The following is a 25,305-nucleotide window of genomic DNA, read 5'->3' as shown; positions in this document are numbered from 1 at the left end:
TTTCGGCTTTACCGGCCCGTAATCCGCTGCCCTCACAGACATCAGGAGAAACACGATGGAAGCCTTCAAGGTCCACAAGGGGATCGGCGTTCCGTTCCGCCGATCCAACGTCGACACCGACCAGATCATCCCCGCCGTCTACCTGAAGCGCGTTACCCGAACGGGTTTCGAGGACGGACTCTTCGCGGCATGGCGAACGGATCCGAACTTCATTCTGAACGCCGAGCCCTACAACCGCGGCAGTGTGCTGGTCGCCGGTCCGGATTTCGGTACCGGTTCCTCACGCGAGCACGCGGTTTGGGCGCTGAAAGACTACGGGTTCCGCGTGGTGATCTCGTCCCGCTTCGCGGACATCTTCCGCGGAAACGCCGGTAAGGACGGGCTTCTGACGGCTCGGATGGCGCAGAGCGATGTGGAATTGCTCTGGAAACTGCTCGAGGAACAGCCCGGTTTGGAATTGGCGACGGACCTCGAGGCGCGCACCGTGACGGCCGGAACGGTCGTGTTGCCGTTCGATATTGACGACTACACGCGGTGGCGCCTGCTGGAAGGTTTGGACGACATCGGCCTCACTCTCCGGCACAGCGACCAGATCGGTCAGTTCGAAAACGCAAGGCCGACATGGAAACCCACCACCATTCCGGCGCGTATTTCGCAGACGTAATCATTGGGGGGCGTTAGCTGAACGCCCCCAAACGAGGTAGCTGGTCGTGTGCCATCTCTCATCAAAATGGGTGTGGCAGATAGACTCTTGCTCAAAGAAGGTTTACCGTGGTACCTAGTCGGTCCGACGACGGGCCATTAGTCTGCGGAGGATTCAATGAACAAGGCGGAACTGATCGATGTTCTGACCGAGAAGTTGGGTACTGACAGGCGCACCGCTACTGCTGCAGTCGAGCAGATGGTAGATACGATCGTGCGTGCTGTGAACAAAGGTCAGAGCGTCACCATCACGGGATTCGGTGTGTTCGAACAGCGTAAGCGTGCAGCGCGCGTTGCTCGTAACCCGCGCACCGGCGAAACCGTCAAGGTGAAGCCGACTTCGGTGCCTGCCTTCCGTCCCGGCGCTCAGTTCAAGGCGATCATCGCCGGCAAGCAGAAGATCACCGCGAGCGGCCCGGCCGTGAAACGTGGTGTGGCTGCTCCGGTGTCGGGCAAGCCGGCCGGTGCGAAGAAGGCCGCTGCCAAGAAGACCGCCAAGAAGGCCGCCACCAAGGCACCGGCCAAGACCACGGCGAAGAAGGCCGCGACCAAGGCTCCGGCCAAGAAGGCCACCGCCAAGAAGACGGCGACCAAGGCTGCTGCCAAGAAGACGGTCACCAAGGCCACCGCCAAGAAGGCGCCGGCCAAGAAGACCGCCGTCAAGGCCACCGCCGCCAAGAAGGCCACCGCCGCCAAGAAGGCACCGGCCAAGAAGGCTCCGGCCAAGAAGACCGCGGCGAAGCGCACCGCTCGCCGCTGATCGCTCGAACAGCCCGTCGCTGACGGGTTTTCGGCACCGCACAACATGTGAGACGGCCCGGCATCGCCGGGCCGTTTCGCACGTTCGGGGGTAGTTGTTCGGAGGCATTCGGCCCGTCAGAGGCCGGAAATGGTTCGGCCGCCGGGTAATTGCCGCAAAACTGTAGTGCGAAATATCCCGGCGGCTCGAAATGCCCTAGCGCCGAATGTCGGTCGGGTTCAATGCGCGATCGAGATGATCGGCGGCGACCAGGCGGCCCTGCTGTACCGAGAGCACCCAGACGCTGCCCTTGCGATTACGGGCGGGCGGCAGCGTGACGCCGTCCTTGGCCGCCCACCACTCCAGCAGATCCGGAATCACCTTGCCCTGACTGCAGATCACCGGAATCTCCCGTTCGGCCGCCAGATCCCGAATGCGCTTGCGCGCGGTGTCCGGGGCGGCGGCGTAACCGGTTTCGGACAGTTGCGGCTCCAGTTCGATGTCCAGGCCCAGCTTTTCGGCGATCGGGGTCACGGTTTGGACACAGCGCACCGGTGGGGCGGAATGGATTTCGGTGGGGCCGAACGCCAGCAGATTCGGCACCAGCTCGCGAGCCTGTGCGCGCCCGGCCTTTTCGAGCGGACGGTCCTCGTCCGCACCGGCGAACCGGTCCCGGCGGCCCGCCTTGGCGTGGCGCACCAGCAGCATGGTGGCCGTATCCGGCGGCAGCCGAAGGAAATTGCGCACGATGTGGCGATCCATGGGATAGGACAGCGCGTCCATCAGCCCGTCGATCCGATGCCACTGGAGCACATCGACTTCCGCGTTCGATTCGAAATCGCCGTCGAGAATCTGTGCGGCCCAGTAGTCCACGCGCTTGAGCTTGCGATGTCCGGTCACCGGATAGGTGACGTGGCCGAGGTAGCGGCCGAGCCGGGAGTGGATCCCGGTCTCCTCGGCCACTTCTCGCACCGTCGTCATCACCAGGCTCTCACCCGGGTCCACCTTGCCCTTGGGCAGTGACCAGTCGTCGTACTTGGGTCGATGGACGAGGGCGATCTCGATGGCCCCATCGGGCGCGTAACGCCACAGCACGGCCCCCGCGGCCGGAATGTTGGCTTTCACCCGGGGATCCGGGAAATCGGCGGCGGGGGAGTAGTCCGGTGGTGTCACGGGCGATCCGGACGCCGCAGTCGCATGAGGTAGTCCTGATGGTCGCGAATCTCTTCACCGGCGACATCGGGATCGGGCTGGGCGACCCAGCTGCCGTCGGGCCGCAGCACCCAGCAGCGGGTGGTGGGGTAGAGCGCGGAGTCGAAGACCTCGCCCAACTGCTGTGCCAGCTTCGGATCCTTCACCTGCGCCAGTACTTCCACGCGCCGGTCCAGATTGCGATGCATCATGTCGGCGCTGCCGATCCAGTACTGATCCTGGGCGGCGAAGTGCAGGATGCGCGAATGCTCCAGGTAGCGGCCGAGAATCGAGCGCACCTCGATGTTCTCGCTCATCCCGGGCACGCCCGGGCGCAGCCCGCAGATACCGCGCACCACGACCTGTACGGGCACGCCCGCCTGCGACGCGCGGTAGAGCGCGTCGATGATCTGCTCATCGACCAGGGCGTTGGCCTTCAAGCGGATTCGCGCCGGAGCGCCCTCGGCGGCCAGTTCCACCTCGCGCTCGATGCGCTCGATAATCCCTTGCCGCACACCGATGGGCGCGACGAGCAGGTTGCGGTAACTCGACTTTCGGGAGTATCCGGTCAGCGAGTTGAACAGATCGGTCAGGTCCGCGCCGATTTCCGGTGCGGCAGTGAGCAAGCCGACGTCCTCGTACAGGCGCGCGGTCTTGGGATTGTAATTACCGGTGCCGATATGGCAGTAGCGGCGGATGGTCGCGCCCTCGCGGCGCACCACCAGGCAGGTCTTGCAGTGCGTCTTGAGACCGACCAGGCCGTAGACCACGTGCACGCCCGCCTGTTCCAGTGCGCGAGCCCATTTGATGTTGGCCTGCTCGTCGAAGCGGGCCTTGATCTCGACCAGTGCCACGACCTGCTTACCGGCCTCGGCGGCGTCGATGAGCGCGTTCACGATCGGGGAGTCGCCCGAGGTGCGGTACAGCGTCTGCTTGATCGCCAGCACCTGAGGATCGGCCGCGGCCTGTTCGATGAAGCGCTGCACGCTGGTGGAGAAGGAGTCGTACGGGTGGTGCACCAGTACGTCGCCCTCGCGCAGCGCCGCGAAAACGTTTCGGGGCGTTTCCCGTTCGCCGAAGGCGGGCGGGGTGGCGGGCACGTACGGTGCGTCCTTGAGATTGGGACGGTCCACGCCGTACACCTGCCACAGGCAGGACAGGTCGAGCAGGCCGGGCACCTGGATGACATCGCCGGGATCGACATCGAGTTCGCGCAGCAGCAGATCGAGCATGTGCTCGGTCATATCGTCCGAGACCTCGAGGCGCACCGGCGATCCGAAGCGGCGGCGCGCGAGTTCGCGCTCCAGGGCCTGCAGCAGATCCTCGTCGCGGTCCTCCTCGACCTCGAGGTCGGCGTTGCGGGTGATGCGGAACGAATGGTGTTCCACCACTTCCATTCCCGGGAAAAGCTGATCCAGGTGTGCGGCGATCAGTTCTTCCATCGGCAGGAAGGGCGCCAGTCCGGTGCCTTGTGCCGCACCGGATTCGCGCGGCGAACGGCGCACGCGCACGAAGCGGTCCACATTGTCGGGCACCTTGACGCGCGCGAAGTGCTCACCGCCGGTGACCGAATCCTTCACCGTGACAGCGAGATTCAGGCTCAATCCGCTGATGTACGGGAACGGGTGCGCCGGATCGACGGCCAGCGGGGTCAGCACCGGGAAGACCTGATCCTGGAAATACCCGGACAGCCGCTGCCTTTCACCGTCATCGAGATCGGCCCAGCGGGTGATGGCGATGTTCTCCGCGGTGAGGGCGGGCAGCACCTGATCGAGGAACACCCGGGCATGGCGGTGTGCCAGATCCTGGGTGCGGGCCGCGATCATCTCCAGCTGTTCGGTGGGGGACAGCCCATCGGCGGACCGCACCGACAAACCCGTTTCGGCGCGGCGTTTGAGGCCGGCGACGCGCACCATATAGAACTCGTCGAGATTGGACGCGAAAATCGCGAGGAATTTCGCCCGCTCCAACAATGGCTGCGAGGTGTCCTCGGCGAGCGCGAGAACGCGCGCGTTGAAATCGAGCCAGCTGAGTTCTCGGTTCAGGTACCGATCCTGTGGCAAACGTGCCGCTGCCGTGGCAGTGGGCGGTGGGGTTGCCGCGGGCGGGGCCGCGGGTAGTAGCGGCGGTTGCTTGACGGTATCCGTATCGCTCACTCTCACGATCATTCCTTATGTCGTGTGCGGGGTGCCGTTCTGACACCGTCCATTGCAGCGCAGATCACGCCCGGTCAGCACAGTGAGGAACCTGTTCGCTGTACTTGTTCGACTCCCCGACACGCCTGCGACACGCCGATTTCACTGAGCAGCGTGTCCGTGGCCGCTCCGACGCCGAGCGCGGCGGCGCGATCCAGATCCGCCGCCGTGTCCACGTCCTGCCGTAATCCGGGCCAGTCACCGAGCAATTCCACCGCGCCCGCCGCGATATGCCTGCGGGCCGAATCGGGGCCGAAAAGCGGATCCAGGGCGGTGCCCGGATCCCGGACGAGCAGTGCCACGGTGCCGCTGCCGTCATGATCAGCAACCACCGAGCGTCGATGTTTCGCCGCACTCACCATGTCGGCGAGTTCGCGCGACCGCAACGCGGGCAGATCAGCCTGCAGCGCAAGCAGATCGACCGGACCGTGCGCACTCCTGATCGCCGCCGCCCCGGCCGCCAGCGCGGCATTGAGCCCACCCGGAATCGCCGGTTCGGGCTGTACGCGCGCACCGAGCCCGCGCACCAATTCACTCACCACCGGATCCGGCGTCACCACCGTCACCGACGCGACGCTCGCCGTGGCGACCGCCGCCGTCACGGTGTCGGTCAGCATCGCCAGCACCAATCTGGGCCGGTCGCGCGGCAGCAGCCGATCCGCGAGCCGGCTCTTGGCCAGCTCGAGATTCTTCACCGCGATCACGGCGTGCACGGTCGACCGCATGCCCGAATCCTCCCACTCCAAAGTGACGACCGTGTGAGCGCCCGCCCACACCCACCTCGATAACCCGTAGTACCCGCTCTGGCTTCCCCGCGCCCGGAGTACCCGGTTTGCGATGCTCGGCGCGGTGGATTTCGGGCGCGCTTATATTGGGCAGATGGCTAGGGCAGCGGTGTTGGGGGCGGGGTCGTGGGGGACCGCGTTCGCGAAGGTGTTGGCGGAGGCGGGAACCGACGTCACGATGTGGGCGCGACGGCCGGAGGTAGCCAAAGTGCTGGGCACCGAACATCGCAATCCCTGGTATCTGCCCGAGGTGACGCTGCCGCCGATCGCCGCCACCGATGATCATCGGATCGCGTTGGCCGGCGCGGACATCGTGGTGCTCGCGGTGCCATCGCAATCGCTGCGCGCCAATCTCGCCGAATGGCAGCCCGCCATTCCCGAGGACGCCACGCTGCTGAGTCTGGCCAAGGGCATCGAGACCGGCACCCTGCTGCGCATGAGTCAGGTCATCGCCGAAGTCAGCGGTGCGGATCCGAGCCGGGTCGCGGTGCTGTCCGGGCCGAATCTGGCGCGCGAGATCGCCGATCGGCAGCCCGCCGCGACCGTGGTCGCCTGCACCGATACCGCGCGGGCCGAAGCGGTGCAGCACGCCAGCGCCACCGGATACTTCCGGCCGTACACCAATCACGATGTGATCGGTTGCGAGATCGGCGGCGCTTGTAAGAACGTGATCGCGCTGGCCTGCGGTATCGCCTCCGGAATGGGGTTGGGCGACAACTCGATTGCCAGCCTCATCACGCGCGGGCTCGCGGAGATCATCCGGCTCGGCGTCGCGGTCGGCGCGGAACCGGTGACCCTGGCCGGACTCGCCGGGGTCGGCGATCTGGTCGCCACCTGCACCTCACCGCTCTCGCGCAACCGTTCCTTCGGGCATGTGCTGGGCGCGGGCGGCACCATGGAGGCCGCCCAGCAGGCCACTCATGGCCAGGTCGCCGAGGGTGTGAAGTCCTGCACATCGGTGCGGGCGCTGGCCGCCGCGCACGGGGTCGAGATGCCGCTGACCAATGCCATGCATCAGGTCTGCCACGAGGGGCTGCCCACCGCCGATGCGGTCGGACAGCTGCTGGGGCGGCGGCTCAAGTCCGAGTGATTCCGGTGCGGCGTGGCGCGATTGCGACGCGACCTGGGGCGACCGCGTAACCGCGCTGCCATCACCGCCGGATATGGTTCCGGGCATGACCAACAGGATCCGGGTGGCGGTGGTGTTCGGCGGGCGCAGCAACGAGCATGGCGTCTCGTGTGTGTCGGCCCGTACGGTCTTGGGCAGCCTCGATCCCGAACGGTACGAGGCGGTTCCGATCGGCATCACCCGGGACGGCACCTGGGTGCTCAATGCCGCGGACTCGCACGCGCTCACCGCGGACGCGAGCCGGGAACTGCCGTCGGTGGATTCGATCGGCACCGAGTTGACCCTGGCCGCCGATCCCAGCCGCGCGGGCGGACTGGTTCCGCTGGACAGCGCGGACGCGGCGATCGGCAGCGTGGATGTGGTTTTCCCGGTGCTGCACGGGCCATTCGGTGAGGACGGCACGCTGCAGGGGCTGCTGGAACTCGCCGGGGTGCCGTATGTCGGGCCGGGTGTGCTGGCCAGCGCAGCCGGTATGGACAAGGAATTCACCAAGAAACTCCTTGCGGCGGAAGGGCTTCCGATCGGCGTTCAGGTGGTGCTGCGGGCGGGCACCGCGACGCTGTCCGAGGCCGACCGCGATCGGCTCGGGCTGCCGGTGTTCGTCAAGCCCGCGCGCGGCGGATCCTCCATCGGCATCACCAAGGTCGACGGCTGGGATGAGCTCGACGCCGCCATCGCCGTTGCGCGCCAGCATGATCCGAAGGTGATCATCGAAGCCGGTATCATCGGCCGCGAAGTCGAGTGCGGCGTACTGGAATTCCCGGACGGGCGCGTGGAAGCCAGTGTGGTGGCGGAGATCCGGATGCCGGAGGAAACCCCCGAGGGCCCCGAGTTCTACGACTTCGACACCAAATACCTCGACGACGTCTGCGAGTTCGATGTCCCCGCCAAGCTGGACGACGATGTGTCGCAACAGATTCGGGAACTCGCGGTGCGGGCGTTCCAGGCCCTGGACTGCCAGGGACTCGCGCGCGTCGACTTCTTCGTCACCGCGGACGGCCCGGTCATCAACGAGATCAACACCATGCCCGGTTTCACCGCCATCTCCATGTACCCGCGCATGTGGGAGGCCACCGGCATCGATCGCGGTGAGCTGGTCACCACGCTCGTGGAAACCGCGCTGGCCCGGGGCACCGGCCTGCGCTGACTCCCCCAACCGGTGGAGCTGCCATCAGACCTGAGGTCGATGGCAGCCGCCGGGGTGCTGAGTACCCTGGATGGCGTGCTCATGGCGATGACCATCCCCGGTTTGGCGATCCTGATAATCGTGGTCGCCTTCGCGGAGGTCGGCTACCGCAAGGTGACCGGCCGCACCGGGCTCCCCTGGATGCGCGGCAGCGAGGACGAGAATCGCAGCGCGGCCGCCATCGGGTTCGAGCAATTCGGCTCGGTCTTCGAATCCGGTAAGAAGCACGAATTCGAACAGCGGCAGTCGGTGCTGATGCACCGCGAGAATCCGGGCGACGGCACCGACGGTATGAAGATCGATCTCACCACCGGGAAAGCCCGGCTGCCCAAGCTCTGATTCGGTTCGGGCGCTGCTTCAGTTCGGCAGCGGTCCCGGATCCAGCGCCTGCTGCGGCATCACCTTGCTGACGGCGTCCGAAATCTCCTGCAGCGGAGTCGGTCCCGCGTTATCGGGCATGGTCAGCGCGATGTACGTACCGCGATCCACCGCCCAGTAGGTGCCCGAGGCCGCACCGCTGGTCTGATCGCGCACATCGAACCAGTTGACGCCGTTCACGACCTGCAACGGTGAGGCGCGGTTGAATTCCAGCGGCCGATCCAGCCCGCAGCGCAGCACGATGGCGTCCCCGCCGTCCGACAGCTGCCACGCCTTCGCGCCCACCGGCGCGGGCTGTACGAGTTCGGAATTGCTGTAGTCGCCGAGTTTCTCGGGCAGTGCGGGCAGCAGGGCCGAGCACAGCGGCCCGGCCGCGGCGGGGGCCTGCACCGCACCCAGTACCAGCGGCTCGCGCGCGGGATGCCGATTGGCCAGCACACCCATCACCAGCACGCCCGCGACGAGCGCGATCGGCAGTGCGACGGCGGTGGCGATCAGCGCGGGTGAGCGGCGTTCGGCCGGCTCGTCATCGGATTCGCCGGTGTCCGTGGACTTCTCCGCGCCCGCGGTGGCCGCATCGGCCGCCTGTGCGCCACTGCCCGCCGAGTTCGCGGGCTCGGTGGTCGTGCTGGACTTCGACTCCTCGGCGGCCGCCCGCGTATCGGCGGCAGCGCTGTCACTCGCGTCTGCGGCGGGCTTGGCGATATCTACCGTGCCGGGTTCGGTGGCGTCGCTGCCGTGGGTGTCGGTGCTCATCCGGTTGTCGGTCCCCGATCGTGCCGGGCCGGGCTCAGCGCGTCCCGGCTGGTGGTCGTCGATTGCGTGTCCGAGGGTACCGTTTCCAGGTCGAGCGTCCGCAGCCCACTCATTGCCGAGGAGACCGTCATCACCGCCAGCAGCAGTCAGCGTCGTGGCTCCCGTATGAGGTTTCCGGGGTACGGCAGTGATGCGGTGACTGTGCGGGAGGTGGGGGAGTTCGGGGTGATTGCCCGGATCAACGCGGGGCGCAAGCAGGGGCCTGGGGTTCTACTTGGGCCCGGGGATGATGCGGCCGTAGTCGCGGCACCCGATGAGCGGTTCGTGGTGACAACGGACATGCTGGTGCAAGACCGGCATTTCCGGCTGGACTGGTCCAGTGGGCATGACATCGGGCGTAAGGCGATCGCGCAGAACGCGGCCGATGTCGTGGCGATGGGAGCCACGCCGAGCGCGTTCGTTGTCTCCTTCGGTTGCCCGCCCGAGACCCCGATCGATTTCGTCACCGATCTCGCCGATGGCATGTGGGCCGAGGCCGAGCGCGCGGGCGCGTCCATCGCGGGCGGCGATGTGGTGAGCGCACCGCTGCTGGTGATCTCGGTGACCGCGTTCGGTGATCCGGCCGGACGCGAGCCGATTCTGAAATCCGGTGCGCGGCCGGGCGATATCGTCGCCGTGGCCGGACTGCTGGGTTGGTCCGGCGCGGGTTTCGCGCTGCTGCACGGCGGCGTCGAGCCGGAGCACTTCCGCTGTGTCGACACTTCGCGTTTCGCGGATGTCATTGCCGTGCACAAGGTTCCGCAGCCGCCGTACGAGGAGGTGCTGACGCTGCCGGATACGATTCGGATCACCGCCCTCACCGATGTCTCGGACGGCCTGCTCGCCGATGTGGGCCATATCGCCGAATCCTCCGGTGTGGCTGTCGATCTCGACTCCGCCGCACTGCGCGATCCGGTGCTGGAGGTGATCGCCGACGCGGTCGGCGCGAACGCCCTCGACTGGATTCTGACCGGCGGCGAGGATCATGCCTTCGCCGCGACTTTCACTGATGCCGTTGATCTTCCCGCAGGTTGGGTGCGTATCGGCCGCGTCACCGAGGGCTCCGGCGTGACCGTGGACGGTATCGCCCGAAACGGACTTACCGGTTGGGAATCCTTCGCATAGGTGGGCGGTCTTCCCTCGCGAAACTCGTCACGATAAGTTCTCCCGACATGGGCAACAAACCGCTGTCGGAGGTCGTCGATTCAGGATGGGCCGAGGCCCTGGAACCGGTGGCCGATCGCATTGCCGAGATGGGCGAATTCCTCCGTACCGAAAACGCCGCGGGCCGTGGCTATCTCCCCAAGGGGGAGAATGTGCTGCGCGCCTTCCAGCGACCGTTCGACAAGGTCCGGGTTCTCATCGTCGGCCAGGATCCGTACCCCACTCCCGGCCATGCCATGGGGCTGAGTTTCTCGGTGGAACCGGATGTGAAACCGGTGCCGCGCAGCCTCGCCAATATCTTCTCCGAGCTCACCAAGGATCTCGAACTGCCGATGCCGTCGAACGGTGATCTGTCGCCGTGGTCGGATCAGGGTGTGCTCATGTTGAACCGAGTTCTCACCGTGCAGCCGGGCCAGGCGGCCTCGCATCGCGGTAAAGGCTGGGAAGCGGTGACCGAGCAGGCAATTCGCGCGCTCGTGGCCCGTGATCAGCCGCTCGTCGCCATTCTGTGGGGTAAGGACGCCTCCACTCTGAAGCCGATGCTGGGGTCCACGCCCTACATCGAATCCGCCCATCCCTCACCGTTGTCCGCCTCGCGCGGATTCTTCGGATCGCGCCCGTTCTCCCGAACCAATGAATTGCTGGGTACATTGGGTGCCGCGCCGGTGGACTGGCGTCTGCCCTAGAGCGCGAATCCGTTGATCCGATTCAGGAGCATGTGAATGCAGAACAAGACTGCCCGTGGTGTTTTCGTGGTACTGGCCGCAGGGGCGGCCCTCGCCGCCGCCCCTGCCGCCGCCAATGCCGCGCCGTTGACGCTGGAGCCCTTCACCAACGCTCCCGTTGCGACGACGAATGAGGGTGGCACCCAGGTGGCGAGCTTGTTCGACACCAATAGCGCCACCACCATGAGCTCGCAGGTGACCTCGCGGATCGCCTGCCTGCCGATGACGATCAGCCAGAACCTGGATTGCTTCACCGGCGATCGCTGATCGAACCCGACGCCCTCAGCGCCCCGCGCGGCGCACCATTCGAATTTCGATGGAGGGCGTGAAGGCTTCGACTCGGCGTTCACCGTCGGGTTCGAAGCCGAATTTGCGGTAGAAGGCCCGGGCACGCGGATTCTCCTCGAACACCCAGAGTGAGGTATCGGCGTCCTGGGCCAGCACCGTTTCCATGAGGGTGTGCGCTACTCCGGTGCCGTACCAGGCTTTCCGGACATACATGGCGCTGATTTCGCGTTCCGCGACGGGTGATTCATCGCGAGCCGGTCCGGCACTGGCGAATCCGATCACCGTGCCGTCGACGACGGCGACGATATTGCGTCCGGGATAGTTCACCCGGATCTTCTCCCACGCTGCCGCGCGCCTGTCGACATCGAACGCGTCGAGCACATGCGCGGGCACCAATCCCTGATACGCCTCGCGCCAGCACGCGATATGGCATTCGGCCATGCTGCGCACATGTTCGGCCTCGAGCGGAACCACCTGCCACTCACTCATTTTCGACCCCTGCGGTCCCAATGTGCCCGGAGCACAGCAAAAGCCCCGGATCACCCATTGTGGGTGCCGGGGCTCTTACAGAAAAGCGGTAATCAGCCGCGGGCGACCTTGCCGGCCTTCAGGCAGGAGGTGCACACGTTCATGCGGCGGGTGTTGCCGGGGGCAACCTGGGCGCGCACGGTCTGAATGTTCGGATTCCAACGACGGTTGGTGCGCCGGTGCGAATGCGAAACCGACTTACCGAAGCCGGGGCCCTTGGCGCAGACGTCGCAGACGGCAGCCATAGTCGCGAGCTCCTTCATGTCATGTTGGGACGCGCTGCTCGAATAAACAGCGTGTCCGGAAACGTAATGTCTGGGGACGTGCCTGCCAGCGAATCGCTAGCGAACGCGTTTCTGATGCCTGAGAAGGATCAGTGCCCGCGTCGGGCAACCGTGCAAGAGTAACCGCCCCCGCCGGGCCATGTCCAATTGCCCCCCACTTCGCTGGGAGAGCCCTGCGAACGAACGGCAGGTGACGGCGCGGTGTCCACACTCCGGACTAGGCTGGCAGCCGGGGGAACAGCGACTTTGATGTGCGGTGAAAGGACGGTGCCGGTGCCCGGGGTAGGGGACGTGCTCGACGGTGAGGCGCTGCTGCGCTGGGGACAGGCCTGCCTGTCCGGGCTCGAACGGCACCGCGATGAGATCAACGCCCTCAATGTGTTCCCGGTCGCGGATTCCGATACCGGTACGAACCTGCTGGCCACCATGCGCGCCGCGATCCATGCCGCCGAAGAGGCGGCCAACCGGGTGACGACCCGACGGATCGTCGAACCCGCCGGGCTCGCGGCGGTATCGGACAGTGCGCGCGCCGAGGCGGAGTCCACGGTCGTACCGGGTCTGCGGGTGGCGACTGTTCGGGCTGCGGCCGGATCGCCGGAGGCTGGGGGCGGATCGTCCGAGGGTGCGGGTGGGGGACTGCCCGCTCGGGTGGTTGCCTCGGCCATGGCGCGGGCGGCGACGATCGGGGCGCGGGGGAATTCGGGGATCATCCTTTCGCAGGTGCTGCGGGGGATGGCCGATGCGGTGCGTGACGAAGACCTCACCGAGGCGACGCTGCGGCTGGCGCTGCGCCGGGCCGCGCGACTGGTGCGCGGGGCGCTGAGTTCGCCGGTGGAGGGGACCATGCTCACCGTGTTGGATCGGGCGGCCGATCACGCGGCGGAATGTACGGAACCGACATTGAACGCGGTGGCGCTGGCCGCGGCCGATGGGGCGGCCAAGGCGCTGGGGGAGACGACATCGCAATTGGGAGTGCTGCGGCGGGCCGGGGTGGTGGATGCCGGGGCGCGCGGGCTGCTCGTGCTGCTCGATGAATTGGTTGTCGCCACCGGTGGGCAGGCTCCGGACCGTCCCGAGTATCTGCGGCAGGCCGAACGCGCGGTGTCCACCGGGTCGGGTGGCGGGGGAGTTATAGGCCGTGGGGTGGCGGGCCGCGGTGGTGCTGCGGGCAGCGGTGGGATCGCGGCCGAGGGGCCGGCTGGTGCCGGTGATCGGCGCGGAGAAGTCGCGACGGGGCCTATTGATCGGGTGGCAGGAGCGGGGGCGGGGTCGCTCGATGACAGTGCCGAGCATGCGAATGATGGTGTCGCGCACGTACTTGTCGGTGGGGCACCGCACTATGAGGTCATGTTCCTACTGACCGGGGCCGATGAGGCGGGTGTGGCCGAGTTGCGCGAAAAGCTTGGGGGGCTGGGGGATTCGGTGGTTGTGGTGGGGGATGGGGTGGGGACGTGGTCGGCGCATGTGCATTGTGCCGATGCGGGGGCGGCGGTCGAGGCGGGGATCGCGGCGGGGGAACTGAGCGGGATTCGGATCGAGACGCTGGCGGCGGCGGGGCCGGTGCCATTGGGGTCGGGGGAGCGCGGCATTCTGGCGGTGGCGACCGGGGATGGGGTGGTGCGGCTGTTCGAGGACGCCGGGGCGCAGGTGCTCCAGGGGCGAGTGACGGCGGAGTCGCTGCTGGCCGGGATCCGGCGGCTGCCGCATCGCGAGGTGCTGGTGCTGCCGAACGGAGCGCTGCCCGCGCACGAGTTGATGGCGGTGAGTGTGGCCGCGCGCGACGGCAATCGGGATGTGCTCATGCTGCCGAGCGGGTCCATGGTGCAGGGGCTGGCGGCGCTGTCCATGCACGACGCCGGGCGGGCTGCGGCCGACGATGTCTTCGCCATGTCCGAGGCGGCCGCCGGAACCCGTTGGGGCGCTTTGCGAATCGCGCCCGAACGCGCGCTGACCATTGTCGGCATGTGCGATGCGGGCGACGGTCTCGGTCTGGTCGGGCACGATGTGGTGGTGATCGATCCCGATCCGCGCGCGGCCGGGCGTACGCTGCTGGATCGAATGCTGGGTCTGGGTGGCGAATTGGTCACCATGCTCATCGGCGCGGATGCGCCGCAGGGACTTTCGCAGGAGTTGGCCGAGCACATCGGCGCCGCGTTCCCGGGTGTCGAGGTGGTGACGTATCCCGGCGGGCAGGCCGGTGATCTGGTGCAGATCGGGGTGGAATAGGTGGCGACACTGGGTGATCGGCTCGACCATGTGCTCGGGGTGAAAGCCGCCGAACCGCTGGCCGAGGCCTTCGATATGCATACCGTCGAGGACCTGCTACGCCACTATCCGCTGCGCTATGCCACCCAGGGCCAGCCTCTCACCGAGGAGGCGCCCGAGGAGGGCCAGCACATCACCGTCATGGGCCGGGTCACCAAAACCGATCTGCGCCCCATGAAGAATCGGCGCGGCAGCCTGCTCAAGGTGAGCCTGGACACCGGCGGCTCGAAACCCATCGAGGTCACCTTCTTCAATGGCGACAAGGTGCGCCATCTGGTGAAGGAGGGTGTGCGCGCCATGATGTCCGGCACCGTGCACTGGTGGCGGCCGGACCGCTGGAATCTCTCGCATCCGGACTACCTGATCCTGCCCGATAAAGAGGGCGGTTCCATCGAGAACCTCACCTCGGTGCGCGGCGGCGGTGCGCTGCGCGGTCTGGCGGCGACCGCGAAAGGCGCGGGCGGCGTGGACGTCTCGTTCTTCGAACGCGAGTTCATCCCGGTCTATCCGGCCACGGCGAAGGTGCAGAGCTGGGATCTGCTGCGCTGTGTGCGTCAGGTGCTCGATCAACTCGACCCCATCGAGGATCCGCTCCCGGTGGAGCTGCTCGACGAACATTCGCTGCTCCCGGTCTCGGACGCGCTGCGCCTTATCCACCTACCCGACAGCAAGACCGATATCGATCAGGCCAGGGGCCGACTGCGTTTCGACGAAGCCCTGGCCCTGCAATTGGTGCTCGCGGAGCGGCGGCATCAGGCCGAGGGCCGCACCGCCAAACCGAGCCTGCCCCGCACCGACGGTATCGCCGCCGCGTTCGACAAACGCCTGCCCTTCGAACTGACCGAGGGCCAGCGCACGGTGATCGATGAGATCTCCGCCGATCTGTCCCGCACCCACCCCATGCACCGTTTGCTCCAGGGCGAGGTCGGCTCCGGTAAGACCATCGTGGCGCTGCACGCCATGTTGCAGGTGGTCGACAACGGCCAGCAGTGCGCTCTGCTCGCGCCGACGGAAGTGCTTGCCTCCCAGCACTATCGCTCGCTCAAGGCGATGCTCGGTGATCTCGCCACCGCCGGTGAACTCGGCGCGGCCGATATCGCCACCAAGGTCGTGCTGGTGACCGGCTCCATGTCGGTCGGCCAGAAACGAGCCGCGCTGCTGGACGCCGTCACCGGCGAGGCGGGCATTCTCATCGGCACGCACGCCCTCATTCAGGATTCGGTCGAGTTCTTCGATCTCGGCATGGTGATCGTCGATGAACAGCACCGCTTCGGCGTGGAACAGCGAGATGCCTTGCGCGCCAAGGCGAAGAACGGCATCAGCCCGCATCTGCTGGTCATGACCGCGACCCCGATCCCGCGCACCATCGCCATGACGACCCTGGGCGATCTGGAAACCTCCACCCTGACCCAGTTGCCGCGCGGCCGGTCGCCGATCACCTCGAAAGTGGTGCCCGCCAAGGTGAAACCGTCCTGGGTGGACCGCGCCTGGGAACGCATTCACGAAGAGGTGGGGGCGGGTCGCCAAGCCTATGTGGTGTGCTCGCGCATCGGCGATGAAGAGGAGAACGGAAAGACCAAGGGCCGCAAGAAGTCCGAAGAGGAGAAGGAAGGCCCCACCACGCATTCGGCGGTGGACATCTTCGAGATGCTGAGCACGGGGCCGCTGAAGGATCTGCGCGTCGGGCTGCTGCACGGCCGCCTGCACTCGGATGAGAAGGACCGGGTCATGCGCGCCTTCAACGACGCCGAGATCGATGTGCTGGTCTGCACCACGGTTGTCGAAGTGGGCGTTGACGTTCCGAACGCCACCGTCATGGCCATCCTGGACGCCGACCGCTTCGGTGTGAGCCAGCTGCATCAGCTCCGCGGTCGCGTGGGCCGAGGCAAACACCCGGGATTGTGCCTGCTCATCACCGAATCCGGTCCGGTCGGCACCGCCATGGCACGCCTGGAGGCGGTCGCCGGAACCACCGACGGTTTCGAACTGGCGGTGCTGGACCTGCGCCAGCGCCGCGAAGGCGATGTGCTGGGTTCGGCGCAATCCGGCACCGCCCGCAGCCTCAGACTGCTGTCCTTGCTTGACGATCTCGAGGTGATCACCGCGGCGCAGCAATTGGCCAGGGAGGTAACCGAATCCGATCCGGGCCTGAAGAAGCATCCGGGCCTGGCCAGCATGATGCATGCCGCCGTGGACGGCGAGCGCCTGGAGTACCTGGCTAAATCCTGACCGCCGTGCGTGTAATGGCGTTCGCCGACGCCATTACACGCACCTCCTCAGCGGGGCAGGCGGGGATAGGGCAGATCGCTGCTGGTGTGTTCGGTGATGGCCAGGGGGCGGCCGATTTGCGGGAACGCGCGCTGGGCGCAGTTGGGGCGCTCGCAGACCTTGCAGCCCGCGCCGATGGGTATCGCCGCGGCCGGATCGTCCAATTGCAGTCCGCGAGAATAGGACAGGCGGTCGGCGTATTCGATATCGCAGCCCAGCCCGATGGCGAATTCCTTTCCGGCGGTGCCGAATCCGGTCGGGGTGGGGGTGGTGGTGCGGGCGATCCAGAGGTAGCGGCGGCCGTCCGGCATGGCCGCCACCTGGGTGAGCATGCGGCCGGGATGGGCGAAGGCCTCGTGCACGACCCACAGCGGGCAGCTGCCGCCGACTCTGGAGAAGTGGAAGGCGGTGGCGGACTGGCGTTTCGAGATATTGCCCGCGCGGTCGGTGCGTATGAGGAAGAAGGGGACCCCGCGCTGGCCCTGGCGTTGCAGGGTGGACAGGCGGTGGCAGACGGTTTCGAAGCCGACTTCGAAACGCAGGCTGAGCAGGTCGATGTCGTAGCGTAGTTCTTCGGCCGAGCGCAGGAATTTGCTGTACGGCAATACGAGTGCGCCCGCGAAGTAATTGGCCAGGCCGATGCGGGCCAGGGTTCTCGATTCCCCACTGAGCGACGGGGTTTCGTCCAGCACCTCGTCGAGTAGGTTGCCGTGCAACAGGAATGCCAGCGTCGAGGCGATCTGGAAGGCGCGCTGTCCGGGGCGCAAGCGCCGCGCCAGGGTCAGGGTGCGGGTTTCCGGTTCATAGTGGCGCTTGGGCACATTCGGGTCCGCGCCGTCGCCGCGCACCAGTACGGTGACGCCCGCGCGCTCCTCGGCGACCCGCGCGAGCTGGCGGTCCAGCGAGCCCACCGTCAGCCCGCAGTCCTCGAACAGCCGCTCGGCGGCCAGATCCAGTTGCGCGATGTGATTGTGGTGGTCGTAGAAGAAATCTCGCACGTCCTCGTAGGGCATGGGCACGCCCGGGGCCCCGGTGGGGGTGGCCACCTTCGAGGACAGCAGATCGAGTTGATCGGTGGCCGCGCGTAGTCGGCGGTGCATGGCCACAACGATTTTCGCGACTTCCGGCATCCGGGTGGCCAGATCTTCCACCTCGGCGACCGGCGCCGCGTTGCCGCCCGCGGCCTCGACCAGTATCTCGTGTAGGTCCGAGACCAGCCGGGCATCGGAGTCCGCGGCGAAGAACTGCACATCAAGATCGAACGTGGAGTTCAGTTTGAGCAGTACCGGAATGGTGAGTGGCCGCTGATCCCGCTCGAGCTGGTTGAGGTAGCTGGGCGAGAGATCCAGGGATTTGGCCAGGGCCGCCTGGGTCATTCGCCGTTCCTCGCGCAACCGCCGTAGTCGAGCACCCGCATACATCTTGCGCACAGTGCAGGATGCTACCGATCGCGCTTCGCAAACATCGCAATTTGAAGGGACTTGCCGCTATTTCTTATTACTGCGTGGCGTTTCGCCTTCGCGGTGCGGCTGCGTAGCGTGCGAATTCGGCGGTCTGAATTCTCATACGCAAGGCACTCATCGTACGCGGGAGCGCCCCCGGCCGTTGCCGAACCGGGGTGGCAATCGGACAGCGGATCGGTCCGGTCACGCCAGTATGAGGTGAACCTGAAGTTCGCCGACGAGGAATCCGAGGACCGCTCCGATGGCGACCAGCTTCCACTCGTCCTGTTTGAAGGCCGGGCGCAGCAGGCCCTCGTACTCGTCATCGGTGAGCTGTTTGGTCTTCTCGATGACCAGACTGCGCACGTCCAGGGCCTCGATGGCGTGCCGGTCGAGGCCCGAATGCGCGGCGGCGCGGACGTGCTCGAGCACGAAGGTGACGGCATCGCGTTCGATGGCGGTATAGCTGTCCCGGGCGACCATGAGCATGAGCGGTTTCGCCGGACCGGTCTGTACGTTCAGGAATTCGCTGACGTGGTGATTGAGCAGTGATGCCAACCGGTCGGCACGCTCACCGTTCAGCACGGCTTCCAGAATCCGTGCGGGGGTGAGGATTTCGGTGGCGATCAAATCGCCGTAATCGGCGCACACCTGCTCGCGGCGCTTATGGAACAGGCCCTGCCAGCGCAACGGTCCGATGCCGATCGGCTTGATCGGCCGGAAGATCATCTGCAGCGCAAGCCAATCCGTCACCAAACCGGTGAAACCGCCGAAAGCGGGCATGAGCCAGGAAGAATGGGTGAACGCCCAGGTGATCATCTGTACGAAACCCAGCACCGTGCCGAAGATCAGCCCGGACCGCACGATGAAGCGCAGCTCATGCGCGCCCACCCGGCGCACCATCTCCACCAGCAGCCGCTTATCGTCCACCAGCGCGCTGATCGCCATACCGCGCAGGTCCATCACCTGATCGATATTGGTGCGCAGATCGAACACGATGTCCTCGATCAGGCGTGGCAGATCCCGTTGCGCGCGTTCGATGATCGCGCGCCGCGCGGCATCGGGCATATTCACCCACAGCCGCGGCTGATGTTTCAGCATCATCTCGCGGACCATGTAGTCCACGCCCGCGTCCAGCGGTTCGCGCAAACGCGTTGTCAGTTCGGCGATATCGATGCGGGCGATGATGTCCTGCGGATCGATGAGCTTGCCGAACATCAGGTCGACTGCGATGGTTGCCATGCGTGGTGCCGAGCGGGGGATCACCCCCTGCCAGCCGAACCACGGTGGGATGCCGCGGAATTCGAGCGGGTACATCAGCATCCGCACGGCGACGATCTTGGTCACCCAGCCGATGAGGGCCGCCACCACCGGAATCGAGCAGTACAGCAGCCAGTGCTCGGTGAAATCCGCGATCACGACGCGAGCTGCCGCGCGATACGTATTGCCATGACCGCTCCCTGGTGCGATTATTCGAATCCTGTGATTCGGCTATTCGTATCGAGAGGCTAGGAGACGCGCGTGCCCGCTGGCAAGACGAGGACGGCCGACAGCTCCCCGCCCACCCAGCGCGTCATCTCCATCGTGGAATTGCTGGCCGCCCAGCGCACCCCGCTCACCTCGGCCGAAATCGCCGACAATCTCGAGCTGAACCGCTCCACCGCCGGGGCCATCCTGGCCGCTCTCACCGAACGCGGCTGGGTGCGCCGCCTGCCCGATCTGACCTACCGCGTCGGGCCCGCGCTGGCCGCACTCGGTGTCCGCGCCGCCGATTCGCGTGGCGATCGCGCCTGGCTCAATACCGAATTGGAGCGCCTGGCCGAACAGGTCGACTGCGGTGCGGCCCTGACCGCCATCGACGGCGAATACCTGGAATTCCTGGCGGTCACCCGGGACCGTCTCACCGTCGGCATGAAATCCGGGGTCCGCATTCCGCTGCGCGCGCCGGCGGGGGCGGGCATGATCGCGCACTGCGGTCCGGGCCGCCAACAGGATTGGCTCGACACCCGCGGCCCCGAACGCCGCGATGAATACCGCGAAGTCCTGAACACGCTGCGCGCCAACGGTTTCTGCGCCTGGCGGCTGGAACCAGACAGCCTGCCCACCGCCCGCGTGCTGTCGGAGGTCGCCGATCACCTCTCCGAACATCCCGCGAACAAGGATCTGCGCGGCCGCGTGCTCGCGCAGCTGGCCACCATCGTCGGCCCCGCCTACGATCTGGCCACCCTCGACGAGGACATTCCACTGCCGCTCAGCTATATCAGCGCCCCCGTCTTCGACGGCAGCGGTCACGCCGTGATGGAACTCCAGATCGGCCCGCTCCGCACCGATGTCACCCGCGACGAACGCCGCCGCTACCTCACCGAATTGGCCGCCGCCGCCCGCCGCATCGGCGACGGCGTCGAAAGGAAGAACAATGTCCGACCCTGATGCCCTGGTCCGCGAAATGTGCGCCGCCTGGGCGAAACCCGATCCGGACCACATCGCCTCCTTCTTCACCGAGGACGCCGTCTACCACAACATTCCGATGGAACCGGTGGTCGGCCGCCAGGCCATTCGCGACTTCATCGCCGGTTTCGCCGCCGCCCTGGACGGCATCGACTTCACCATCCACCGCCAGCTGGTGACCGGCAATCTGGTCATGAACGAGCGCACCGACACCCTGCGCACCCCGGCCGCTGCCACCGATCTGCCGGTGATGGGCACCTTCGAGATCGCCGACGGCAAAATCTCCGCCTGGCGCGACTATTTCGACCTCGCACCCATCACCCGAGCCTTCGGCGGCTGAGGGTCAGTCCTCGGAATCGAGGATGACCGCCTGTGCCGCAATCACATTCGTGCCGTTGAAGGTCACCGATGGTGCGCCGTGCAGGCGGTAGCCGTCGTCGAGCAGCGCGCTGACGCGTTCGCAGAAGGTCGCGTCGTCCGGTCCGGTGATCAGGCGGTAGCGCAGGCGCGGGAGGCTGGTCATGGTTCGAGCCTAGAGGCGTGGATTTCGCAGGACTCGTGCCGGATTCGCACCGGCCGCTCGTTCGGCGGGGACGCCGAGGTGAATGCGGGGAGGTTTTCGGCGGTGGGCCTTAGCAAGTCGGCGAATCCCCGTGCGCAGTTTCCGCTAACCTCACCGGAGGCTATGTGTCCAGGTGATGAACACAAATTCGCAACCGACCGGTATGTGACTGTGAAGATTGCTGCGAAGCCGACTTCGATGCCCGTTCGATACGCGGGGCCAGGTACCTTGGTCGAATGTTCTCCAAAGTCCTGGTCGCCAACCGCGGCGAGATCGCCATTCGCGCGTTCCGCGCGGCCTACGAACTCGGCACCGGCACCGTCGCGGTGTTCCCGTACGAGGATCGCAATTCGGTCCATCGGCTGAAGGCCGACGAGGCGTACCAGATCGGCGAGCCCGGACATCCGGTCCGGGCGTACCTGTCCATCGCCGAGATCATCAAGGCCGCAAAGACTTCCGGCGCGGACGCCATCTACCCGGGTTACGGTTTTCTTTCCGAGAATCCGGACCTGGCCGCGGCCTGCGCCGCCGAGGGCATCACCTTCGTCGGGCCATCGGCGCATGTGCTGGAGCTGACGGGCAACAAGGCGCGCGCCATTGCCGCCGCCAAGGCCGCGGGGCTGCCGGTGCTGGCCTCGAGTGAGCCGTCCTCGGATGTGGATGCGCTGCTGGCCGCCGCCGAGACCATGGAGTTCCCGGTCTTCGTCAAGGCGGTGGCCGGTGGTGGCGGGCGCGGTATGCGCCGGGTCGCGGATAAGGCCCAACTGCGCGAGGCGATCGAGGCCGCTGCGCGTGAGGCGGAGTCGGCGTTCGGTGATGCGACGGTGTTCTTGGAGCAGGCGGTGATCAATCCTCGTCATATCGAGGTGCAGATTCTGGCTGATCAGCAGGGCAATGTGATTCATCTGTACGAGCGCGATTGTTCGTTGCAGCGGCGGCATCAGAAGGTCATCGAGATGGCCCCGGCCCCGAATCTGGATGCGGAACTGCGGGATCGTATTTGCGCGGACGCGGTGGCGTTCGCCAAGGAGATCGGCTACTCGTGTGCGGGTACGGTGGAGTTCTTGCTCGATGAGCGGGGTAATCATGTGTTCATCGAGATGAATCCGCGTATTCAGGTCGAGCACACGGTGACCGAGGAGATCACCGATGTGGATCTGGTGCAGTCGCAGATGCGGATCGCTTCGGGTGAGTCGTTGGATGATCTTGGTTTGAGCCAGGAGTCGATTGTTATTCGTGGTGCGGCGTTGCAGTGCCGGATCACGACCGAGGATCCGGCGAATGGTTTCCGGCCTGATACGGGTCGTATCACCGGTTACCGATCCCCGGGCGGCGCGGGCGTACGCCTGGACGGCGGCACCAATGTCGGTGCCGAGGTCGGCGCGTACTTCGACTCCATGCTCGTCAAGCTCACCTGCCGCGGCCGCGACTTCCAGACCGCCATGGCGCGCGCCCGCCGTGCCGTCGCCGAATTCCGCATTCGTGGCGTGACGACCAATATCCCGTTCCTGATGGCGGTGCTGGACGATCCGGACTTCCGCGCCGGACGCGTCACCACCTCATTCATCGATGAACGCCCGCAACTGCTCACGCTCAAGAGCTCCGCGGACCGCGGCACCAAGATCCTGAACTACCTGGCCGATGTCACGGTCAACAAGCCGCACGGCACCCGGCCCACCAAGCTGTACCCGCACGACAAACTGCCCGCGCTCGATATGACCGTGCCGCCGCCGCCCGGATCACGGCAGCGCCTGCTGCAACTGGGTCCGGAGGGCTTCGCCAAGGCGCTGCGGCAGCAGCAGGGCGTGGCGGTCACCGACACCACCTTCCGCGACGCGCATCAGTCACTGCTCGCGACCCGCGTGCGCACCAATGGTCTGCTCGATGTCGCCGGGCATGTGGCGCGCATGACTCCCGAACTGCTGTCCATCGAATGCTGGGGCGGCGCAACCTATGACGTGGCACTGCGCTTCCTGTACGAGGATCCGTGGGAGCGCCTGGCCGCCCTGCGCGAGGCCGTGCCGAATATCAACCTGCAGATGCTGCTGCGCGGGCGCAATACCGTCGGGTACACCCCGTACCCCGAAAAGGTCACGCGCGCTTTCGTTTCCGAGGCCACCGCGACCGGTATCGACATCTTCCGCATCTTCGACGCGCTCAACAATGTCGACCAGATGCGGCCCGCCATCGACGCGGTCTGCGAAACCGGCACCGCCGTAGCGGAAGTCGCGCTCAGCTACACCGGGGATCTGTCGAACCCGAACGAAGACCTCTACACCCTGGATTACTACCTCAAGCTCGCCGAGCAGATCGTCGAGGCCGGGGCGCACATCATCGGCATCAAGGATATGGCCGGACTGCTGCGCGCACCCGCCGCCGCGACCCTGGTGACCGCGCTGCGCCGCGAATTCGACCTGCCGGTGCATGTGCACACCCATGACACCCCCGGCGGGCAGCTGGCCACCTATCTGGCCGCCTGGCAGGCCGGTGCGGACGCCGTGGACGGCGCGAGTGCGCCCATGGCGGGCACCACATCTCAGCCCGCGCTCTCGGCAATCGTTGCCGCGGCGGCGAATTCGCCGCACGACACCGGACTGAACCTGCAGAACGTGTGCGATCTCGAGCCGTACTGGGAAGCACTCCGAAAGGTATACGGGCCCTTCGAATCCGGGCTGCCCGGCCCGACCGGGCGCGTCTACCACCACGAGATCCCGGGTGGTCAGCTCTCGAACCTGCGCCAGCAGGCCATCGCGCTCGGCCTGGGTGATCAGTTCGAAGAGGTCGAAGCCAAATACGCTGCGGCGGACCGGCTGCTGGGTCGCCTGGTCAAGGTCACCCCGTCCTCGAAGGTCGTCGGCGACCTCGCCCTCGCGCTGGTAGGCACCGGTGTCGACGTCGAGGATTTCGCGAACGATCCGGGCCGCTACGACATCCCCGATTCGGTAATCGGTTTCCTCCGAGGCGAACTCGGCACCCCGGCGGGCGGCTGGCCCGAACCGTTCCGCAGCCGCGCCCTCGCCGGTCGCGGTCCGGCCAAGCCCGAAACCCAGCTCACCGCCGATGACGAGGCCGCCCTGAACGGCACCTCCGACGAACGCCGCGCCACCCTCAACAACCTGCTCTTCCCCGGCCCCACCTCCGAATTCCTCGCGCACCGTGAGAAATTCGGCGACACCACCAACCTGTCCGCGAACCAGTTCTTCTACGGCCTGCGCCACGACGAGGAACACCGCGTCCAGCTCGACAAGGGCGTCACCCTGCTCATCGGCCTGGAGGCGATCTCCGAACCCGATGAGCGCGGTATGCGCACGGTGATGTGCATCCTCAACGGCCAGTTGCGCCCCATCACGGTGCGCGACCGCTCCATCGCCAGCGAGGTCCCCACCGCCGAGAAGGCCGACAAGACCAACGCGGGCCACCTCGCCGCACCGTTCGCGGGTGTGGTGACCCTCGCTGTCTCCGAAGGCGATTCGGTATCGGCGGGCGACACCATCGGCACCATCGAGGCCATGAAGATGGAAGCCGCCATCACCGCACCGCGCGGCGGCGTCATCAAGCGCGTGGCCATCAGCAAGGTCCAGCAGGTGGAAGGCGGCGACCTGCTCGTCGAACTCCGGCTCACCGAGGCCGCGGCCGAATGATCGCAACCCGATGACCCGCATCATCTCGGGCACCGCGGGCGGACGCCGACTACGCGTCCCGCCCGCGGGCACCCGCCCGACCTCGGATCGCGTCCGCGAAGCCCTGTTCAACCTGCTCGAGGCCCGGATGGACTTCGACGATATGCGGGTCCTGGACCTCTACGCGGGCTCCGGGGCGCTGGGCCTGGAAGCATTGTCGCGCGGGGCATCCCACGCGCTGCTGGTCGAATCCGACCGCAAGGCGGCCACGATCATTCGAGGCAATATCTCGGACCTGGGCCTGCCCGGCGCGGAACTCCGAATGACCACCGCCGCGGGCACTCTCGGCGGCCGCCCGGCCGCCCCCTACGACCTCGTCTTCTCCGATCCGCCCTACGCGGTCGAGGTATCCGAGGTCCTGGACGACCTGCGCGCCCTCATCGCCAACGGCTGGCTCCACGACGGAGCCCTGCTCGTCGTCGAACGCTCCACTCGTTCCCCCGAACTGATCTGGCCCGAGGGATACACGCCGCAGAAGTCCCGCGTATACGGCGAAACCCGCCTGGACCTGGCCGAATACGAGCCCTGAGCGACCATGCCGACCCAGCGCC

At 66.5% G+C, this 25,305-nt stretch carries 23 protein-coding genes; 14 read left to right on the top strand and 9 right to left on the bottom strand.

The window, feature by feature from the left end; genetic code table 11:
* Positions 1 to 55: 55 nt before the first annotated feature.
* Both leuD and ACFC0O_RS08015 read left to right on the top strand, forming a co-directional pair.
* Entirely contained in the window at positions 56 to 664 is a 609-nt protein-coding gene (leuD, locus tag ACFC0O_RS08020; protein WP_153807886.1) for a 3-isopropylmalate dehydratase small subunit, read from the top strand.
* 156 nt (positions 665 to 820) lie between these two features.
* Entirely contained in the window at positions 821 to 1,462 is a 642-nt protein-coding gene (locus ACFC0O_RS08015; RefSeq protein ID WP_364630377.1) for an HU family DNA-binding protein, read from the top strand.
* 195 nt (positions 1,463 to 1,657) lie between these two features.
* Here ACFC0O_RS08015 and ACFC0O_RS08010 read toward each other — a convergent pair whose 3' ends face one another.
* The 3 genes from ACFC0O_RS08010 to cofC form a co-directional block, all read right to left on the bottom strand.
* Positions 1,658 to 2,614, bottom strand: coding sequence for an NUDIX domain-containing protein (locus ACFC0O_RS08010; RefSeq protein WP_375954810.1), 957 nt, complete (start codon positions 2,612 to 2,614; stop codon positions 1,658 to 1,660).
* Positions 2,611 to 4,800 (bottom strand): RNA degradosome polyphosphate kinase, encoded by a 2,190-nt coding sequence (locus ACFC0O_RS08005; protein ID WP_364630383.1) that lies wholly within the window; start codon positions 4,798 to 4,800, stop codon positions 2,611 to 2,613. Before ACFC0O_RS08005 ends, ACFC0O_RS08010 begins: the two co-directional genes overlap by 4 nt.
* Before the next feature lie 62 nt (positions 4,801 to 4,862).
* The gene (gene cofC / locus ACFC0O_RS08000) at positions 4,863 to 5,552 is read right to left on the bottom strand and encodes a 2-phospho-L-lactate guanylyltransferase (protein ID WP_375954808.1); all 690 of its coding nucleotides are present in this window, start codon (positions 5,550 to 5,552) and stop codon (positions 4,863 to 4,865) included.
* A gap of 154 nt (positions 5,553 to 5,706) precedes the next feature.
* Here cofC and ACFC0O_RS07995 point away from each other — a divergent pair, with 154 nt between their 5' ends.
* The 3 genes from ACFC0O_RS07995 to ACFC0O_RS07985 all read left to right on the top strand — a co-directional run bounded on the left by ACFC0O_RS07995 (position 5,707) and on the right by ACFC0O_RS07985 (position 8,266).
* The gene (locus tag ACFC0O_RS07995) at positions 5,707 to 6,702 is read left to right on the top strand and encodes an NAD(P)H-dependent glycerol-3-phosphate dehydrogenase (RefSeq protein ID WP_364630389.1); all 996 of its coding nucleotides are present in this window, start codon (positions 5,707 to 5,709) and stop codon (positions 6,700 to 6,702) included.
* 85 nt (positions 6,703 to 6,787) lie between these two features.
* The gene (locus ACFC0O_RS07990) at positions 6,788 to 7,888 is read left to right on the top strand and encodes a D-alanine--D-alanine ligase family protein (protein WP_375954806.1); all 1,101 of its coding nucleotides are present in this window, start codon (positions 6,788 to 6,790) and stop codon (positions 7,886 to 7,888) included.
* Between the two features lie 39 nt (positions 7,889 to 7,927).
* A complete protein-coding gene (locus ACFC0O_RS07985) occupies positions 7,928 to 8,266 on the top strand; it encodes a DUF6191 domain-containing protein (protein ID WP_375954804.1) in 339 nt (112 codons plus the stop codon).
* Between the two features lie 18 nt (positions 8,267 to 8,284).
* Here ACFC0O_RS07985 and ACFC0O_RS07980 read toward each other — a convergent pair whose 3' ends face one another.
* A complete protein-coding gene (locus tag ACFC0O_RS07980; RefSeq protein ID WP_375954802.1) occupies positions 8,285 to 9,061 on the bottom strand; it encodes a DUF3515 domain-containing protein in 777 nt (258 codons plus the stop codon).
* 165 nt (positions 9,062 to 9,226) lie between these two features.
* Here ACFC0O_RS07980 and ACFC0O_RS07975 point away from each other — a divergent pair, with 165 nt between their 5' ends.
* Genes ACFC0O_RS07975 through ACFC0O_RS07965 form a run of 3 tightly spaced genes read left to right on the top strand, consistent with a single transcriptional unit; the run spans position 9,227 to position 11,256 of the window.
* Positions 9,227 to 10,225 (top strand): thiamine-phosphate kinase, encoded by a 999-nt coding sequence (locus ACFC0O_RS07975; RefSeq protein WP_375954800.1) that lies wholly within the window; start codon positions 9,227 to 9,229, stop codon positions 10,223 to 10,225.
* Between the two features lie 47 nt (positions 10,226 to 10,272).
* Positions 10,273 to 10,950, top strand: a complete 678-nt coding sequence (locus ACFC0O_RS07970) for a uracil-DNA glycosylase (protein WP_364630404.1) — start codon at positions 10,273 to 10,275, stop codon at positions 10,948 to 10,950.
* 36 nt (positions 10,951 to 10,986) lie between these two features.
* A complete protein-coding gene (locus ACFC0O_RS07965; RefSeq protein WP_375954798.1) occupies positions 10,987 to 11,256 on the top strand; it encodes a hypothetical protein in 270 nt (89 codons plus the stop codon).
* A 15-nt stretch (positions 11,257 to 11,271) separates the two neighbouring features.
* On the opposite strand, the gene ACFC0O_RS07960 is transcribed toward ACFC0O_RS07965, so the two are convergent.
* Both ACFC0O_RS07960 and rpmB read right to left on the bottom strand, forming a co-directional pair.
* Positions 11,272 to 11,766, bottom strand: a complete 495-nt coding sequence (locus tag ACFC0O_RS07960) for a GNAT family N-acetyltransferase (RefSeq protein ID WP_375954796.1) — start codon at positions 11,764 to 11,766, stop codon at positions 11,272 to 11,274.
* A 92-nt stretch (positions 11,767 to 11,858) separates the two neighbouring features.
* Positions 11,859 to 12,050 carry a 50S ribosomal protein L28 gene (rpmB, locus tag ACFC0O_RS07955; protein WP_039799620.1) on the bottom strand — a complete coding sequence of 64 codons (192 nt, stop codon included), beginning with the start codon at positions 12,048 to 12,050 and terminating at the stop codon, positions 11,859 to 11,861.
* Between the two features lie 288 nt (positions 12,051 to 12,338).
* On the opposite strand from rpmB, the gene ACFC0O_RS07950 reads away from it, so the two are divergent.
* Both ACFC0O_RS07950 and recG read left to right on the top strand, forming a co-directional pair.
* Positions 12,339 to 14,315: a DAK2 domain-containing protein gene (locus tag ACFC0O_RS07950; RefSeq protein WP_375954793.1), complete on the top strand. Its 1,977-nt coding sequence runs from the start codon at positions 12,339 to 12,341 to the stop codon at positions 14,313 to 14,315.
* Positions 14,316 to 16,583, top strand: coding sequence for an ATP-dependent DNA helicase RecG (gene recG / locus ACFC0O_RS07945; RefSeq protein WP_375954791.1), 2,268 nt, complete (start codon positions 14,316 to 14,318; stop codon positions 16,581 to 16,583).
* 47 nt (positions 16,584 to 16,630) lie between these two features.
* Here the strand turns inward: recG and ACFC0O_RS07940 are convergent, their stop codons facing one another.
* Together ACFC0O_RS07940 and ACFC0O_RS07935 are read right to left on the bottom strand one after the other, a co-directional pair.
* Positions 16,631 to 18,052 (bottom strand): short-chain fatty acyl-CoA regulator family protein, encoded by a 1,422-nt coding sequence (locus tag ACFC0O_RS07940; protein ID WP_364630419.1) that lies wholly within the window; start codon positions 18,050 to 18,052, stop codon positions 16,631 to 16,633.
* Between the two features lie 216 nt (positions 18,053 to 18,268).
* Positions 18,269 to 19,483 (bottom strand): DUF445 domain-containing protein, encoded by a 1,215-nt coding sequence (locus ACFC0O_RS07935; RefSeq protein ID WP_375954788.1) that lies wholly within the window; start codon positions 19,481 to 19,483, stop codon positions 18,269 to 18,271.
* Between the two features lie 102 nt (positions 19,484 to 19,585).
* Between ACFC0O_RS07935 and ACFC0O_RS07930 the strand changes: the two genes are divergently transcribed.
* Complete coding sequence (locus ACFC0O_RS07930; RefSeq protein ID WP_375954787.1) at positions 19,586 to 20,494, top strand: helix-turn-helix domain-containing protein; 909 nt, start codon at positions 19,586 to 19,588, stop codon at positions 20,492 to 20,494.
* The gene (locus tag ACFC0O_RS07925; protein ID WP_375954785.1) at positions 20,481 to 20,852 is read left to right on the top strand and encodes an SgcJ/EcaC family oxidoreductase; all 372 of its coding nucleotides are present in this window, start codon (positions 20,481 to 20,483) and stop codon (positions 20,850 to 20,852) included. Before ACFC0O_RS07930 ends, ACFC0O_RS07925 begins: the two co-directional genes overlap by 14 nt.
* Positions 20,853 to 20,855: 3 nt before the next feature.
* Here the strand turns inward: ACFC0O_RS07925 and ACFC0O_RS07920 are convergent, their stop codons facing one another.
* Positions 20,856 to 21,035, bottom strand: coding sequence for a DUF1737 domain-containing protein (locus tag ACFC0O_RS07920; RefSeq protein WP_375954783.1), 180 nt, complete (start codon positions 21,033 to 21,035; stop codon positions 20,856 to 20,858).
* A gap of 275 nt (positions 21,036 to 21,310) precedes the next feature.
* On the opposite strand from ACFC0O_RS07920, the gene ACFC0O_RS07915 reads away from it, so the two are divergent.
* Together ACFC0O_RS07915 and rsmD are read left to right on the top strand one after the other, a co-directional pair.
* Complete coding sequence (locus ACFC0O_RS07915) at positions 21,311 to 24,715, top strand: pyruvate carboxylase (RefSeq protein ID WP_375954782.1); 3,405 nt, start codon at positions 21,311 to 21,313, stop codon at positions 24,713 to 24,715.
* A gap of 10 nt (positions 24,716 to 24,725) precedes the next feature.
* Entirely contained in the window at positions 24,726 to 25,283 is a 558-nt protein-coding gene (gene rsmD / locus ACFC0O_RS07910; protein ID WP_375954780.1) for a 16S rRNA (guanine(966)-N(2))-methyltransferase RsmD, read from the top strand.
* Positions 25,284 to 25,305 lie beyond the last annotated feature (22 nt).

Source organism: Nocardia sp. NPDC056100 (genome assembly GCF_042266325.1).
Taxonomy (GTDB): domain Bacteria; phylum Actinomycetota; class Actinomycetes; order Mycobacteriales; family Mycobacteriaceae; genus Nocardia.
This window is presented reverse-complemented; position numbering and strand designations above follow the sequence as displayed.